A 16,656-nucleotide genomic window follows, 5' to 3' on the forward strand; every position below is an offset into this window, starting at 1 on the left:
ACATTTCAAATTCCTGGCAAAATGTAGAAATTTGCCAAACATAACCACAGTATAATGAACGGACAAAACAGAAAAGACATTTACGCAGGCTTAGAAGTAGGAATCATCTTAAAAAAAGATCAACGATCCGGTAATATTACATATGGCATAGTAAAGGATTTACTCACTTCATCCGCATTTCATTCACGCGGCATCAAGGTGAGACTAGATGACGGTCAGGTTGGCCGGGTGGCAGAGATTGTGGCAGAATAAAACTTTATTTAGCCGGTTTGCGTTAATTATTGTAATTGAAATGCAATCAAAGGCCTAAAAAGTAACAAAATAAAGCCTTATACGTCTATATTTGTAATAACAGTAAATAAAGAATGGGATTAATAAAGTTCATTTTCATCGCTATATTGGTACTTTGGATCATCAGAATGCTGATCCGGTTGATATTGCCTATGCTCTTTAGTAACCTGGCCAGCAAAATGCAGCAACAGGCAAACGGCCAGGCAAATCAGCAACAAAGACGATCGAAGCCTGAAGGATCGATCTCTATAGATTACATGCCGCCAAAACAAACGGGTAAAACCGATAAACTTGGTGATTTTGTAGATTACGAAGAAGTTAAACAATAACATTAAACCCTGAACCTGCTTCAGGGTTTTTAGTTTAATGCACGTTCAGCTTCCAGGCGGATCATTTTATTTCGCTCCAATAATAATTTCCGCAGGTACTTTTTCAGAAATAGCCAATCGGCCAATCGCCCCCATAAGCCGAAAGGTGAAACAAATTCAAGCCTATCAGTCATTTCTGTTTTACCGCAGGCCGATTGGAAGCGGTGCTGGTGATGGAACTTACTGAAAGGGCCTGTAACCAGCTTATCTGTGAAATGATCAGGGTATTTCATCTCTGTTATTTTAACTGTCATCCGGAATAGGATTCTAAAATGTCTGGCCTTCCAGGTTACCGTTTCATGGAATCCGATTCATCCCGAAGTTCTGCCATCAATTGCCCTTTCATCCTTATGTTGCATCGACTTCAGGTGCAGGTCAATGCTTCGGGAAAGATCAAAGCATTTTTCTATAGGGGCTGCGATCTGTGTTTTAAGAATGATAACAGCCATATTTTATAGCCTTAAACTTAAAATATCCTGTATGGCTTCGTCAATTGTGCCATATTGAAATTCAAATCCATGTTCCAGTAAAATGGCTGGCTTAACCCATCTGCTTTTTAAAATGAGTTCTGTTTCTGTCCCGATAATTGCCGCACCAATAGATAGCAGCCAAGCCGGTGTGGGCAAACCAAACGGAATCCCGTAAGCCTTTCTAATGCTTTGCATCAATACTTCGTTGGTAACGGCATGGGGTGCCGTACAATTCACTATCCCACTGATTTGTTCCTGATTAAATAACCAAGCTATCGCACGGATGGCATCCTGCTCATGTACCCAGTTTACATACTGTTTTCCATCACCCTGTCTTCCGCCTAATCCAAATTTAACCAGGTTTAGTAACCTCGGAAAAGCACCATCAGTTTTGCCAAGTACTATGCCCATTCTTAAAGCTACTCTCCTGGTTTGAGGCAATTCTGTTTCGAAAAAAGAATTTTCCCAGGCTTTGCATACATCAATAGAAAATCCACTGCCGATTTCTCCGGTATATTCATCCTGCGGATGATCTTCAGCATGCCTGTAAATGGTGGAAGACGTCACATTGATCCAGAGTTTAGGGGGCTTTATTAGGTTTTTAATTGTATTTCCCAATAAACGGGTGGGTAGCACTCTTGAATTGATAATCTCCTGCTGGTTTTTTTGTGTGTAACGACAGTTTACGTTTTTTCCGCATAAATTAATCAGTAAGTCGGCTCCCTCCAGTTCTTCAACCCAGCTATCTGTAGTTTTTCCATCCCAAAGTACAGTGGTGATATTTCCATTTTGTGCCTGAGGTTTTCTGGCTAGAATAATTACCTTTTCAGCGATTTCACTGAAGTGTTTGGCGAGTAAACCTCCGAGGTACCCGTTTCCTCCTGCTAAAATAATTTTCAGATCATTCATCATTTCTAAATATAAAAGATTAATCCTAAAATAATCAGGCGATAAATCGCCCAGGTGATGCTCAATAACCAGCCAAGTTTTAACAATTTACTTCTTCTGATGTGTTCCAGAAACATTAGTCCGGCAACAAACAGAAAATAAAGTATATAGATTACAGGGTGAAGGTCAACGAAATGACTGGCGAGGAGTACAGGCATGAGTAAGATTGATCCCGCAAAGGATATCGTCATCATATTTCCGAGGTAATCCCAAAGTTTAGCTCTCTTATAGAAAAATATTATTATGCCCTGAAAAACCATCTGACCGCCACAAATAAAATATTCCCGGTATTCTCCGCCTATAGGAACATAACCGGTAAGTAAATGCGCATAAGCGGTAAGGATATAAGCGGTAGCTAACCATGTAAACAGCAGGTATGTCATACGGTAAGCTATTTTAAAAGTGGGTTGGATGGTATTGGGCAGAATTGCTGCCGGAATAATCACCTTTCTGTTGTAGGAAATAAAAGCATACAACTTAGTCATCATATAGATGAAAGGTTTAAACGCAAACAATGGCCTGAATATGGGCAGTGCATTTCCGATAACTTTAAACAAGCTTTCTATTCCATAAGTCACTTCACCATTTTCTGTATTCACCATGGCGATTTCATTTGCCGCACGCTGACGGTCTACCAGCGGACAAATTGATTCAGGAATTTGCTGATAAGATGTCCTGCCGTTTTCTGGCAACATGCCGGTTTTAACAAATGCTTTGGTGTAAACCTGACACATGGGACACTCATCGTCAAATAAAATGATATGATTTTGAAGTGTTTTCATTTCTTTTGTGTTTAAACTTTCAGTAATAAATGAAAATTATGCTTAAAAAATAAAGCCATATAAGATATAAGGCTTATGCTTTACGCTATAGGGTTTACCATCGGCGGTTTTGATACTTAAATCTCGTCACTTGGTACTTCCTCCTCCTATTTAAATACTTTCAACACCGATCCCCAGAACCAGCTTTCTTCCGCTTTTAACATGGTCTCCAGCGTTTTATCAACATTACCGGCCAGTTTATTAATGTCAGCCACTGATTTCTTAAATGTGATCAGTTCCGGGTCTTTCTCGTTGCCTGTAACAGCAGACAGTTCATTTAATACTTTAAGAACCGGCTCCAGTTCTCTTTTTTTCCTTTCTTTGGCTACCTGTCGGGCAATATTCCAAACATCTTTATCCGCAAAAAAATACTCTTTGCGTTCTCCTGCCTTATGTTGCTTTTCTATTAGTCCCCATCCGATCAGGTCCCTGAGCGTCATATTGGCGTTTCCCCTGGAAATACTCAGGTTTTCCATAATTTCTTCAGTGGTCAATGCTTCAGGCGAGATCAGCAAAAGCGCGTGCACCTGTGCCATGGTACGGTTAATTCCCCATTCGGAACCCAATTTTCCCCAGGCTTCTATAAATTTTAGTTTTGCTGCTGCTAATTCCATAAACAAAGATAATAATATTATCAAACTTTCAAAAATTATTGAAAGTTTATTTATTTTATATTTCCCGCTTTAATTTTATCAGTTATTTGGTTTATATCCGATTGTCCATTCAATAGCTGATTTAATAAGTCTTGTTGGGCATGATCAAAGTAAATTACTGATTTTAAAAGCGGTATAGCCAGTTGAGGTGCAAATAATGTTCCGGCTGCAAAACCCGGTTCATTATTCTTGGCTCGATCATGATCAAACTTAACGGTTGTATTCACATATTCCTCATGCTTTTTATCGCCCTTTATATACGGAATAAGCCAGTCTACAGACTTTTTAATGGAAGATCCATTTGGAGACAAATAAGTATAGAAGTTGGTGCCTTCTCCGCGGTTAATCATAATGGCGAGCTTAAGTAAGGGTTCCAGATCATAAAGGTGATAGTGCAGGGCATCTCTTTGCTTAAAATCCAGGCTGCTTCCGTCAGGATATAAATTAATACTAATGTGACTTTTTAACTGATCTATCGTCCAGCTAATGAATTCGTGGTTGTTTAAAGCATATCCAATCTCACCCACTACTTTTAGCCGGTGCGCATTCCAGTTATTAATGGCCGTGGCTTTACCAGGTTTCATGCGTTTACTGTTAATTTCTGCACTGGCGGTTTCACTTAACCATTTGTCGATGATTTTTTTATCGCCCCTGGCCATATTGTTTTTGATCAGATCATAGGCTTCAATAGCCTTATCCAGATTGGTGTCATCAATCGGATCGCCACCGGAATGATTGATTTTAGCCCACGCACTTAAAAATGAAGTACATTGATTCAGGAAAGTCTGATTGCCGGTAAGCCGGTACTGGAGTGCCAATGCATACATTTTAGGCATATCTGCCAGTGCCAGTTTTGACTTCTCCTTTTTTGGATTGCCTTTAAGTAAGCCTTCAGTCCTGATGGTATCAATAGGATCAGGTTGTTCGTTTAAATACTGCTTTGCAGATTTCTGAAAGCCGGCATATATTTTCTTTGCCGCAGGCGCATTGGAAATCTGGGTTTTTAAAATGTTGATCTCCTCATTATTTAAACTCACTATTTGCGCTTTGGTAATCGAATATGTGGCGAATAGCAATACGGTAAACACAAATTTTCTTCTCATAAGGTGGCTTCATTTGCAGTTTTGATTTCACAAAACTAATTTTTTATTCTGCTCACATTTAATTTATTCCTTTTTTATACGGACCAAATTTTTATTTTTGACATTCCTTTAAACATAAACAAACCTTAATGAATAACTGGTTTAACAAAAATGGCATCCATTTAGCCATCATAGCAATTTTTGTAGTCATCACTTTTGCCTACTTCAGTCCTGTTTTACAGGGTAAAGCACCACAGCAAGGTGATGTTTTGCAAGCGAAAGCCATGCAAAAAGAAATTATGGATGTAAAGGCGGCAACAGGTAAAGGGCCGCTATGGACAAACCAGATGTTTGGTGGTATGCCAGCTTATCAAATCTGGGTGCAATATCCATTAAACATTACTACTTATGGTATTGATGTCATTAAAGGTGTATTTCCTGATCCGGTTGGAACAGTCGTGTTATACTTATTGGGCGCTTATCTTCTTTTCTGCGTACTCAAAATCAATCCATGGCTTGCAGCAGCGGGAGCGATAGCTTTTGCTTTTACGTCATACAATTTTATCATTATAGCTGCCGGTCATAGTAATAAAGCATTAGCGATTGGATTCTTCGCTCCTATTTTAGCTGCAATCATTTTAACCTTAAGAGGACGATATTTGGTTGGAGGAAGTTTATTCGCATTGTTTATGGCTTTGGAGATCCGTTCAAACCATATCCAGATGACCTACTATTTATTTATTGCCTTGTTCATTTTGGCTTGTATTGAGTTTTACCATGCCTTTAAAGCGAAGCAATTGGCTACTTTCGGCAAGTCAATAGGTTTTATTGTTGCCGGAATGGTATTGGCCGTTTTAGTTAATGCCGGTACTTTATGGACAACATATGAGTATGGAAAAGAAACCATTCGTGGAAAATCAAATTTAACAACGGATAAGGCAGAGCCGGCAAATGGCCTTGATAAGGAATATGCTTATCAATGGAGCCAGGGTGTAGGAGAAAGCTTCTCCTTCCTGATTCCAAATATTTATGGTGGAGCGAGCAGTATTGATGAGATGATCAAACCTGAAAGCAATACCTATAAAGCAGTAGAAAAAAATCTTCAGGGCATTGATCCAAAACAAGTAATCGGCTATGTTGCTCAAAATTTGGGTACAAACCAATACTGGGGAAATAAACCGGGTACTTCTGGCCCTTACTATTTTGGTGCCATTATTTGCCTGCTTTTTGTATTTGGCTTATTTATCGTTCAACACCGTTGGAAATGGTGGATTTTAGGCAGTAGTATCTTGTTATTGTTGCTGTCATTCGGACAAAATTTCCCACTAGTCTCAGACATTTTCTTCGATTATCTGCCCATGTATAACAAATTCAGAGCAGTTGAATCAATCTTGGCCGTTGTAGGTTTGTTAGTTCCGTTACTGGCTGTTTTAGCGATTAAGGAAGCACAGGAAGGTAAGTATGATCAAAAGTATTTAGTCAAGCGATTAACATGGTCGGCCGGGATTACGGGCGGTTTATCATTAATCATTGCAATTATTCCAACTGCATTTTTCAGCTTTACACAGGCAAACCAGCCTCAGGTTTTGGATGCGTTAACACAAGCACTGCAAAATAATAGAGGTGCTGCCATGGAAATTATCAATGGAGTTATTGCTGATCGTGTATCACTTGCCCGTGCTGATGCATGGCGTACATTGTTATTCATCGTGATCGGTTTCGGTTTAACATGGGCTTTTATTACTAAAAAAATGAACATGCAATTGGTTTTTGGCTTATTAGCATTGTTTGTTTTAATCGATTTATGGCAAGTTGACCGTCGCTACCTGAATAGCCAGAATTTTGTGAGCAAAACCGATCTGGCAAACCACTATCAGGCGAGGGACGTAGATAATTTTATCTCTGCAGATAAAGATCCGAATTTCAGGGTTTTTGATTTGTCGCTTGGCGATCCGTTCAAAAGTGCCGAAACATCATACTTCCATAAGACGGTTGGTGGTTTCCATTCAGCAAGATTAAAGCGTTTTCAGGAATTGGTTGATCATCAAATGACTAAAAGTATCAATCAGGATGTGCTGGATATGTTGAATACGAAGTATATCATCACACAGGATCCGCAGAACGGATCATATAAAATGCAGCGTAATCCTACCGCTGCGGGCAACGCCTGGTTTGTAGAAAGCGTTCAGTTTGTAAAGAATGCCGATCAAGAAATGAAAGCCATCAGCAGTTTCGATGCGAAGAAAGAGGCTATTGTAGATGAAAGCTTTAAAGCTTTGATCGATAGTAAAATTTTAGGGAACGGACAGGGAGGCTTTATCAAGCTCACTGATTATCATCCTGATCATCTCACTTATGAATATTCAACAGCTAAAGATGTCGTGGCTGTTTTTTCTGAAATTTATTACAATAAAGGCTGGAAAATGTATATTGATGGTGTAGAAAAACCCTATTTCAGGGCAGATTACGTTTTACGTGCGGCACAGCTGGAAGCAGGTAACCACAAGCTTGAATTCATTTTTCATCCAACTTCATACTATACTGGTGAGAAAATATCCTTGGCAGGATCAATCCTGTTATTGGCTGGCTTAGGCTTTGGATTTTACACAGAAGAAAAAAAGAAAAAGAAAGCGGTTAAAGTTTAACATAGGCTCTGATAAAACTATACCCCCGCTTGATTCCAATCATGCGGGGTTTTTTTATTGGTTTAAGTCTGGATAGCAAGTTGTTCTAACTTATTTCAATTTCCAGCCTGCTACCGCCTTCAGCGCAGAAGGCAAAGCTGTCTTAACCTGTATGGATCAGATCTCTTCCGCTGCTTCAGTTTATGTAGCATAAAAGGTTTAAGCCAGGTTAGCCAACTAATGGTCAAATAACATTGAATCACGCTTGTAATAAAATTTAACAATCACGTAACATTTGGTTGATAGACAGTGTCTTACCTTTGTAATGTAAAACCAGATGATATGCTAGAATTATTCTTCGCCGTATGCCTGCTCATAATTGTACTTTATTTCTTTAGCCCTTTCGAGGTAAAGCTTGATGAGGAAGAAGACTGGTAGGGCAGTTTTTTTATATCTGAACTGCTTTTTTAAAGCGGTAATAGCATTTGTCCCCCCAAAATTTAGTTTATGAACAAAAGAAATGTTGATGTAGTCGTAATATCCGATGTGCATTTGGGCACCTATGGCTGCCATGCCAAAGAACTGTTAAAGTACTTAAAGAGTATTAAGCCCAAAACACTTATCTTAAATGGTGATATTATAGATATCTGGCAGTTCAGCAAACGCTACTGGCCGGAATCGCACATGAAAGTTGTTCGTAAATTAATGAAATTCGTTTCTGAAGGCGTGCAGGTTCATTACCTTACCGGAAATCATGATGAAATGCTGCGTAAATTTGACGGTATGGAAATGGGTACATTTCACCTGCAAAACAAACTCATTATGGAGCTGGATGGCAAGAAAGCCTGGTTTTTCCATGGTGATGTTTTTGATGTGACCATGCAGCACTCTAAATGGCTGGCGAAAATGGGCGCAGTTGGTTACGACAGTCTGATCCTGATTAACAGCTTTGTAAATTGGGTACTCACAGCCTTTGGAAGAGAAAAAATGAGCTTTTCAAAAAAGATCAAGGCGAGATTTAAGGACGCCGTAAAGTTTATCAATAGCTTTGAACAAACTGCGGCCGAGCTGGCTATTGAAAAGGGTTATGAATATGTGGTTTGCGGTCATATCCATCAGGCTGAAAAGCGTAATATTACAATGGAAAACGGAACGGTAACTTATCTGAATAGTGGAGATTGGGTAGAAAGCCTCACCGCTTTAGAGTATCAGGATCAAAACTGGACGGTTTTTAAGTATGATCATAAAGAGTTTATAAAAGACGAAACAGATGATGGAATCCTCTCAGATTCAGAAGATTTGAAGAGCAAGCTGGATGTAAATATTCTTTTGCAACATATAAAATATGAAATTGCCCAATAATTTTGAGATATTAGGGCTTAAATGAAAATACTTTATGCCATACAGGGAACTGGTAACGGACATATTAGCCGTGCCAGGGAAATTATTCCATTGCTGCAACAATATGGCGAACTTGATATTCTGGTGAGTGGCACACAGGCAGATGTAAAGCTGAGTCAGCCGGTGAAATACCAGCTTCATGGTTTCAGTTTTATCTTTGGCAAAAAAGGTGGTGTAGACCATTTCAAAACCTGGCTGAGTATGAACCTTTTTCGTTTCAGAAAAGACATGAAGCAGCTGCCCTTAAAAGATTATAACCTGATTGTGAATGATTTTGAGCCTGTAAGCGCATGGGCCTGTAAACTTCAGGGAATTGATTGTGTGTCACTAAGCCATCAGGCGGCATTTAAATCTAAAAAAGTTCCCCGCCCGAAAACATTGGATTGGGGTAAGTTAATTTTGAGTCGGTACGCACCCACAAAATACCACATTGGTTTTCATTTTGATCGGTATGACAGCTTTATTCATACACCGGTGATCCGGTCTGAAATCAGGGCCATGAAAACGGAGAACCTGGGCCATTATACTGTTTACTTGCCTGCTATAGATGATAAACGACTGGTGAAGCTTTTTATGCAACTGCCAGAGGTAAAATGGGAAGTTTTTTCCAAGCATAGTAAAGTGGCCTATCAGGAAGGAAATGTATGTGTAGAACCGGTGAACAATGAAAAATTCAACAAGAGTCTGGCTACCTGTGAAGGTTTGTTTACCGGGGGCGGATTTGAAGGGCCTTCTGAAGCACTCTATTTAAAGAAAAAATTATTGGTGGCACCCATGCGCTTTCAGTTTGAGCAGCAGTGTAATGCTTATGCATTGAAACAATTTGGTCTGCCTGTAATCTGGGGGAGTTCTGATAACTGGTTGCCCATTATAAAGGATTGGGTGGCAAACCCTCAAAAACATGAATTTGATTTTCCGGATGAAACAGCCCGGATTATTGATGATATGGTAAAAAAATATGCAAGGGTTTAATTCAAATGGGATGTGTGTAAAGTCCTGAGTCTATCAGGTTCTTTTATAGTGAAATGCTGAGGTATTTCAGGTGGTTAAACATTTAGCTACTTAAAACACTGCAGTTAATTCCTAATAAATAAAGATTTTTTATTCCAAAGCGAAAAGCTTTGCGCAGTTGTGATTAAGCTATAGTCTTATTTTTTGACCATATAATACATATAAGTTAATGTAAGCCGGAGTGTTATTAAACTGCAAAGCAAAGCTTAAGCTTTCTGCCTGGTCTTTAAGCTTTAGTCTTTTCGCTTTAATCTTTCTTAAATTATTTTCTTTACTTTGCACCTCTTTGAAAAAGGCATGATTAATCAGTTTAGAAAGCTAAATCCCATTAACCTCATCTTATTGTTAGCTTATACGTTTTTTATGCGTATAGCGATATTTTATGAGTTGCCGGGCCAGTTAAATTTTGATTTTCTCGAGCCTTTTGCAAGATTGCTGATTCATGTAGATCTAGATCAGGCACTTTCACCGGCTGCAAATATCTTTTTTGCCACAATGCTTGTTTTTATCCAGGCCTTAATATTTAACCGTGTTACGAATAACCATAACCTGCTTTCAAAGCCCAGTTTTTTGCCTGCTTTAATGTATGTTACAGGTACCAGTTTATTTATGCCATTTATGGTTTTAAGTCCGGCATTAATCACCAATTTTTTGCTGATCTGGCTGATTGATAAATTTCTGAAGCTGAATAAAAGCGCAAATTCAATCACAACCGTTTTTGATATTGGGATGATCATTGGTGTGGGCACCCTAGTTTATTTCCCGTTTATGGCTATGCTGCTGCTCATTTTTCTGGCACTTTTGCTTTTCAGATCATTTAACTGGCGCGAATGGGTAGCCGGTTTGGTGGGCTTTATTACGATCTTTTTTTTCCTGGCTGTATTTTATTACTGGAACAATAACATTGGCTCTTTTTACCAGATCTGGAGGCCATTAGGCAGTAAATTTCCATCCGTGTTTAAAATTAATTACAACGATTACCTGGTGCTTATTCCCGTTACCATTATTATTATTCTGGCATCGTTACAACTTCGCGAAAATTTTTTCAGGAGTTTTATCAGCACCCGCAAGGCCTTCCAGTTATTGTTCTTCATGTTTATTGTTGCCGGGGCGAGTTTTTACCTTAAGCCTCATTTTCGTACCTGGCATTTTTTACTGGCTGTACCTCCAGGCGCAGTACTTTTGGCCTATTATTTTAGTAATGCCAAGGTAAGATGGTTTTATGAAACGCTGTTTGTTTTATTTATCCTTTCTGTACAGTACTTTCTTTTTGTTTAACCTTTTTTAACAAAAAACTAGAACAAAACTTAACAAAGATTAATAGCTTTGTGGCATGAAGTTTCGTATTAAAGCTTTTTTAGGTTTTAATCTGGTTGATAAGGCATGTTTTCAGGTCAGTAGATAAAGCATAATAAAATGACATGCATAGGTTAACTATTGATATCGGGAACTCATCAGCAAAAATAGGCGTTTTTGCCGATCGTGAAATGATTCATCATCTTCGTTTGCTTAAGGTAGGTATTATTGATCTGGCACACCTGATTGATAAGTTTTCACCTCGTAAAGCAATTATCAGTAGTGTAAATCAGGACATCACACCTTTAGAAGAATTTTTAAAAAAACGAACAAGCTATACCCGGTTTTCAACTTTATTAACGAATGGCGTGATCAACCGGTACCAAACACCCAATACCTTAGGTTTAGACAGGTGGGCAGCCATGTTGGGAGCCAATGGTTTATTTCCTGAAACGGCTTGTATGGTAATCGATGCTGGTACCTGCATCACTTATGACCTGCGCACAGGAAGTAACGAATATTTCGGCGGAAGTATAAGTCCGGGGATAAAAATGCGTTTCAAATCCATGCATGAGTATACAGGTCGTTTACCTGTAATAGATTGGGATGCGAATGAAGAGATTCCGCAAGGTGTTGATACCGTTTCTGCAATGAAAAATGGTGTTTTGCAAGGAATTATTAATGAAATTGAAGGTTATATAGCCTTAAATAATATAAAAGAAAGTGCTTTAAAGGTGATTATAACAGGTGGCGACGCTAATTTTTTGTTTAAGCAATTACAAAACAGCATCTTTGCCCCTCAAATTATAAAAGATCCGTACTTGGTATTAAAAGGATTAAATGAAGCTATTGCAGATTAAAATGTACAAAAGAATAAATTATATTGCAGCCATACTCGTTCTCGTTTGTGGTTTAGGTGCCCAGGCGCAGGTTACCACCTCATCACCATATTCAAGATTCGGACTTGGAAATATAAAGGGTTCATTACTCCCTCAGCTTAGGGCCATGGGTGGAATTTCAACTGCGGTAAATAAAGTAACCGGGTTTAATTACATCAACATGCAAAATCCGGCTTCGTATTCCGGCATAACCTTAACCACCATTGATATTGGGATGAGTGCCAGCTTAACAAGCTTATCCAAAAACAATTTAACTGAATCAAGTTTTAACTCTACGTTCAGTCATCTGGCTTTTGCTATTCCGGTAAGCAGAAAATCAGCAATCAGCTTTGGTATCATGCCTTATTCTGATCTCGGATATTCTTACCGAAACAATGTGAAAATAGATACCTTATCTGTTGATCAGCTTTACGAAGGTGAAGGTGGCCTGTCAAAGGCCTATTTTGGCTATGGCCATCGCTTTGGAGACCATTTAAGAATAGGTGGAAATGTTGAATATATCTTTGGTAACCTACAAACCACCCGGGCTACAGAATACACGGCAACAGGTGCAATTAATGCGAAGCTTCAAAATAAAAATAGTGTTGGCGGCTTAAATTATTCTTACGGTATTCAGTATGATTTCAACCTGGGCAGTAAAACACTGCTTACTTTAGGTTATTCAGGAAGCACATCATCTACCATTAATTCTCAGCAAAATGCCTATGCTATTCAGTACACCAGGGCAGCAGACGGAACTGAAAATCTGGCTACAGATACTTTAAATGTAATTAACGGCGCAAAATCTAATCTGAAACTACCCTTATCACACAATTTCGGAATTTCGATACAGCAAAATGATAAATGGTTAATTGGCGCAGATTTCAGGATGAGTAAATGGGCGGCAACCACTATCAATAATGTTAATTCGGGCTTGCAAGATAGCTGGGGTGCTTCATTGGGAGGGCAGTGGACACCGGATTATACTTCCTATAACAGTTATCTGAAACGTGTTGATTACCGTTTAGGGGTTAGCTACGACAAAACTTACGTTAAAATCGGAAACCAGGACATTAAACAAATGGGTGCATCATTGGGCTTTGGCTTCCCGCTTCCAACGGCCAATGCAGGCTCGGCTTTTTATAAAATCAATTTTACTACAGAAGTAGGCCAGAGAGGGACTATGATGAATAACCTGGTTAAAGAACAATACATTAACTTTCACCTGGGTTTCACGCTTAATGATACCTGGTTCCGCAGATACAGGGTTGATTAATGAGATTGCAAACATTGCTTTATGGTTTGGTGCTGGGGTTACCACTTTTTATGGTGGCCTGTGGAGAGGATGACCTGAAAAATGCAAATGCAGTTTCTGCTAAAAAAATAACGTTCACCCGTGACCGTACTTTAGGTGTGGAAATTATTTACAGTGACTCGGCCAGGGTGAAAGCAAGAGGCAAAGCGCCCATCATGGATAAAGTTACGCCCTCAGCCGGTGTGGCCTATGAAGAAATGATCAAAGGGGTGAATATCGATTTTTTTAATCCAAAAGGAACCATTGATGGTAATCTGGTATGTGATTATGCCATCAGAAAAGATGAAATAAAGCAAACCATCTTCAGAAAAAATGTAGTGGTAAAAAATAATAAAGGCGATACCTTTTCTTCTGAAGAATTAATCTGGGATGAAAATAAGAAGATTTTTTATTCTAACCAGAGGGTTTATGTTAAGGGTGCAGACGGCAGTATCGGAGACGGAATTAATTTTAAAGCCCCTCAGGATTTCAGTACATATGAAATGGAAACCGGAAGCGGACAGTTAAATATGCAGGAAGGTATTGCGCCGTAGGTAGCGATAGAATGCATGAATTTTGAATGAAAGAAACCTGTTTTCATTTGGCTTAAATTATGCGCTATTCTATCATTCTACCCCTCCCTCATCCCACTAATTAAAGCGTTCTATTTGCTTAAAGATTAAACACTTGATAAATAAAATTTTGTATTTTCTTTTTTAAGGCAAATTTGTATCTTGCGCCCTCTTAAAAAAAACTAAATAAATTATAATTACAATATGGGATTAATGACATTTTTGCGTAACCGTGCGGGCTATATCCTGGTCTTCGCCATCGGTTTTGCAATTGTTGCATTTTTAGTAGGTGATGCAATTAACGTGGGTAAACCTTTCTGGTCAGCAAATCAGAAGGTAGTGGGTTCTGTGGATGGAAATGATATCAGCATTGATGATTTTCAACCTAAAGTAGATCAAAGCCTGAATCAATTCAAACAACAATACGGCGGAAGCTTAAACCCACAAATGACTGCGATGGCTGTAGATCAGGCCTGGAATGCTGAATTGGGGAAAGTATTATTAACCAAAGAATACGATCGTTTAGGCCTTACTGTTTCTGAAGATGAGTTAGTAGACTTGTTACAGGGTCAAAATCCAAGCCCGCTGATTAAACAATATTTTGCCAATCCGCAGACAGGGCAGTTAGACCGCGCAACCTTAATGAACTTTCTGAAATCAAAAGAACCACAGGCTTTACAGCAGTCTACCCTTTTACAACAGGAAATTACAAATCAGGCTTTGCAGACTAAATATTCAAACCTGATCCGCAATTCTGTTTATGTAACCTCACTTGAAGCAACAGATGAATATACCAACCGGAATAAACTGGCTAACTTTAAATATGTAAGCCTGGATTATTCGAGTATCCCGGATGCCACTGTGAAATTAACGGATGCAGATTATAGTGCTTATTACGATCAAAATAAAGCGCGTTTCAATAATCCACAGGAAAGCCGCTCTTTTGATTATGTTTCTTTTGATATTAAACCTACTTCAGGAGATTCAGCAGCAGTTAAGTCACAAATAGACAAAATCGCAGCCGACTTTAAAACGGCTAAAAACGATTCTCTTTTTGCAGCAATCAATTCAGAAGTAAAAGTTCCGTTTACGTATTTAACAAAAGGTAAATTAGATCCGGCAGTAGATTCAGCAGTTTTTGCGCTTCCGGCAGGAAGTTTTTACGGTCCTGTTTTATCAAATAATTCATATAAACTGGTTAAGGTGGTGGATACCCGTTTCTCTCCTGATTCGGTAAAGGCCAGCCATATCTTAATTGATCCGGCTAAAGTTGGCGGAGAAGATAAGGCCATCAAGTTGGCAGATTCATTAAAAGGCCTGATTCAAAAAGGCGGTAACTTTGCCCAGTTGGCGAAAACCTATAGTGTAGATGGTTCTAAAGATAAAGGCGGCGAGCTGGGTACATTTGCACGTGGCGCTATGGTGCCGGAATTTGAGAATGCTGTATTTGATGGAAAAGCCGGTGATATCAAAGTGGTTAAATCGCAGTTTGGTGTGCATGTTATTAAAATTGAAAAACAAATCGGTTCATCTAAAGTGGCTAAGCTGGCTTATATAGAAAAAGCATTGGCTCCAAGCAGTAAAACTCAGGCGGTAGCGTACAAAGCAGCCAGTAGTTTTCTAAACGATGTTAAAGGGAAAGATTTTTCAAAATACGCAAAAGACAAAGGGTTAAAAGTTGCAGTGGCGGATAAGGTTTCTGCTATTCAGGGGTTTGCGCCAGGATTAGATAATCCACGTAAATTAATTCAGGATGCCTATGCAGCCGATCAAGGTGATGTATTACCTGAAATCTACACCATGACCAATGCTTATGTGGTTGCCCACCTGACTGATGTTAAACCAAAAGGTACCTTAACTTTAGCACAGGTTAAAAAAGAAATTGAACCGATGGTTCGCAATGCCGTGAAGGCCAAAATGCTGACAGATAAATTTAACAGTGCCGGCAAAGCAAGCCTGGCTCAGGTTGCTTCTAAAGTTGGGCGTACAGTTAATCCTGTACAAAACATTGTTTTTGCAAACCCTATTCTTCCGGGCATTGCGCAGGAAAATAAATTAGTGGGAAGTGTATTTGGTGCTCAGCCAGGTAAAGTTTCTGCTCCGGTAGATGGCGAACGCGGTGTTTATGTGTTTTCTGTTGATGGATTTACCAATCCTGCACCCATTGCCAACATGTTTAAGCAAAAGGAAAGCATGCTGTTGAGTTTAGGACAACGTTCTTTACAATCGGCTTTTCAGGCCTTACAGGATAATGCCAAGATAAAAGACAATCGCGTGAAATTCTATTAATCAGAAAATGCGTAATTTTGTAACCGTTCCGAAGCATATTCGGAACGGTTTTTTTATTTAAGGCCATGGACATCCAAGAGAATATCATCAATAAAGTAGCCAACAGTGGATTAATGACGTTAAACCTGGAAGATTTTTATCACCAGGGTGAACGGGTAATCTATGACATCAAAGAAAATCTTTTCCATGGGCTGATGCTAAGGGAAAAAGATTTCAGGGCATTTATAAAAGAACATGACTGGGCGCAATATCAGGATAAAAATATAGCCATTATTTGTTCTGCTGATGCCATTGTGCCTACCTGGGCATATATGCTGCTGGCCAATAAAATGAATCCTTATGCCAATGAGGTGGTTTTTGGGGGCATCGATACCTTAGAAGCTGTACTCATGACTAAGGCATTATCTAAAATCAATCCTGCAGATTATGCGAATGAGCGGGTGGTCATCAAGGGTTGCGGTGATATTGATATTCCGGTATCCGCCTATGTGGAAATTACCAACCTGTTAACACCCGTAGTAAAAAGCATAATGTTTGGCGAACCCTGCTCTACTGTTCCGGTATTTAAAAGAAAAGATTAAATTGGTTTGCTTTTTGTATACCTTTCAGGATTCAGCATTTAGTAAGTTCTCTTTGAATCTATATTCTATACACAAAA

The 16,656-nt window shown here is 39.0% G+C and carries 17 protein-coding genes; 11 read left to right on the forward strand and 6 right to left on the reverse strand.

Translation table 11 applies throughout. From position 1 onward, the window contains the following. The first annotated feature begins 54 nt into the window (after positions 1-54). Both OQX64_RS16225 and OQX64_RS16230 read left to right on the forward strand, forming a co-directional pair. Positions 55-252, forward strand: a complete 198-nt coding sequence (locus tag OQX64_RS16225; RefSeq protein WP_029281115.1) for a YwbE family protein — start codon at positions 55-57, stop codon at positions 250-252. Between the two features lie 113 nt (positions 253-365). After that, positions 366-620, forward strand: coding sequence for a DUF4834 family protein (locus OQX64_RS16230; protein ID WP_265819551.1), 255 nt, complete (start codon positions 366-368; stop codon positions 618-620). A 29-nt stretch (positions 621-649) separates the two neighbouring features. On the opposite strand, the gene OQX64_RS16235 is transcribed toward OQX64_RS16230, so the two are convergent. From OQX64_RS16235 to OQX64_RS16260, 6 genes are all read right to left on the reverse strand, one after another. Continuing rightward, the gene (locus OQX64_RS16235; protein ID WP_265819552.1) at positions 650-892 is read right to left on the reverse strand and encodes a hypothetical protein; all 243 of its coding nucleotides are present in this window, start codon (positions 890-892) and stop codon (positions 650-652) included. Between the two features lie 78 nt (positions 893-970). Further along, on the reverse strand, positions 971-1,108 hold the full coding sequence (locus OQX64_RS16240; RefSeq protein ID WP_265819553.1) for a hypothetical protein: 138 nt from the start codon (positions 1,106-1,108) through the stop codon (positions 971-973). A gap of 3 nt (positions 1,109-1,111) precedes the next feature. Further along, entirely contained in the window at positions 1,112-2,041 is a 930-nt protein-coding gene (locus OQX64_RS16245; RefSeq protein ID WP_265819554.1) for a TIGR01777 family oxidoreductase, read from the reverse strand. 2 nt (positions 2,042-2,043) lie between these two features. Continuing rightward, positions 2,044-2,859, reverse strand: a complete 816-nt coding sequence (locus OQX64_RS16250) for a DUF393 domain-containing protein (protein ID WP_265819555.1) — start codon at positions 2,857-2,859, stop codon at positions 2,044-2,046. Between the two features lie 146 nt (positions 2,860-3,005). Next, positions 3,006-3,512, reverse strand: a complete 507-nt coding sequence (locus tag OQX64_RS16255) for a GbsR/MarR family transcriptional regulator (RefSeq protein ID WP_088301060.1) — start codon at positions 3,510-3,512, stop codon at positions 3,006-3,008. A 50-nt stretch (positions 3,513-3,562) separates the two neighbouring features. After that, entirely contained in the window at positions 3,563-4,654 is a 1,092-nt protein-coding gene (locus tag OQX64_RS16260) for an alginate lyase family protein (protein ID WP_265819556.1), read from the reverse strand. A gap of 128 nt (positions 4,655-4,782) precedes the next feature. Between OQX64_RS16260 and OQX64_RS16265 the strand changes: the two genes are divergently transcribed. From OQX64_RS16265 to OQX64_RS16305, 9 genes are all read left to right on the forward strand, one after another. Next, the gene (locus OQX64_RS16265; RefSeq protein ID WP_265819557.1) at positions 4,783-7,278 is read left to right on the forward strand and encodes a YfhO family protein; all 2,496 of its coding nucleotides are present in this window, start codon (positions 4,783-4,785) and stop codon (positions 7,276-7,278) included. A 486-nt stretch (positions 7,279-7,764) separates the two neighbouring features. Next, on the forward strand, positions 7,765-8,619 hold the full coding sequence (locus tag OQX64_RS16270; protein ID WP_265819558.1) for a UDP-2,3-diacylglucosamine diphosphatase: 855 nt from the start codon (positions 7,765-7,767) through the stop codon (positions 8,617-8,619). 21 nt (positions 8,620-8,640) lie between these two features. Then, positions 8,641-9,630 carry a glycosyltransferase family protein gene (locus OQX64_RS16275; RefSeq protein ID WP_088301056.1) on the forward strand — a complete coding sequence of 330 codons (990 nt, stop codon included), beginning with the start codon at positions 8,641-8,643 and terminating at the stop codon, positions 9,628-9,630. A 336-nt stretch (positions 9,631-9,966) separates the two neighbouring features. Then, positions 9,967-10,947 carry a DUF6427 family protein gene (locus OQX64_RS16280; protein ID WP_265819559.1) on the forward strand — a complete coding sequence of 327 codons (981 nt, stop codon included), beginning with the start codon at positions 9,967-9,969 and terminating at the stop codon, positions 10,945-10,947. Between the two features lie 143 nt (positions 10,948-11,090). Next, entirely contained in the window at positions 11,091-11,825 is a 735-nt protein-coding gene (locus OQX64_RS16285) for a type III pantothenate kinase (protein WP_088301054.1), read from the forward strand. A gap of 1 nt (position 11,826) precedes the next feature. Further along, positions 11,827-13,119, forward strand: a complete 1,293-nt coding sequence (locus tag OQX64_RS16290) for a hypothetical protein (RefSeq protein ID WP_253248996.1) — start codon at positions 11,827-11,829, stop codon at positions 13,117-13,119. Next, positions 13,119-13,691, forward strand: coding sequence for a hypothetical protein (locus OQX64_RS16295; RefSeq protein ID WP_265819560.1), 573 nt, complete (start codon positions 13,119-13,121; stop codon positions 13,689-13,691). Before OQX64_RS16290 ends, OQX64_RS16295 begins: the two co-directional genes overlap by 1 nt. A 222-nt stretch (positions 13,692-13,913) precedes the next feature. Beyond that, positions 13,914-15,998 (forward strand): peptidylprolyl isomerase, encoded by a 2,085-nt coding sequence (locus OQX64_RS16300; protein ID WP_088301051.1) that lies wholly within the window; start codon positions 13,914-13,916, stop codon positions 15,996-15,998. Between the two features lie 65 nt (positions 15,999-16,063). Beyond that, positions 16,064-16,579, forward strand: coding sequence for a DUF2480 family protein (locus OQX64_RS16305; protein WP_088301050.1), 516 nt, complete (start codon positions 16,064-16,066; stop codon positions 16,577-16,579). Positions 16,580-16,656: the final 77 nt, after the last annotated feature.

The sequence above is a fragment of the Pedobacter sp. GR22-10 genome, assembly GCF_026239715.1.
Taxonomy (GTDB): Bacteria; Bacteroidota; Bacteroidia; order Sphingobacteriales; family Sphingobacteriaceae; genus Pedobacter.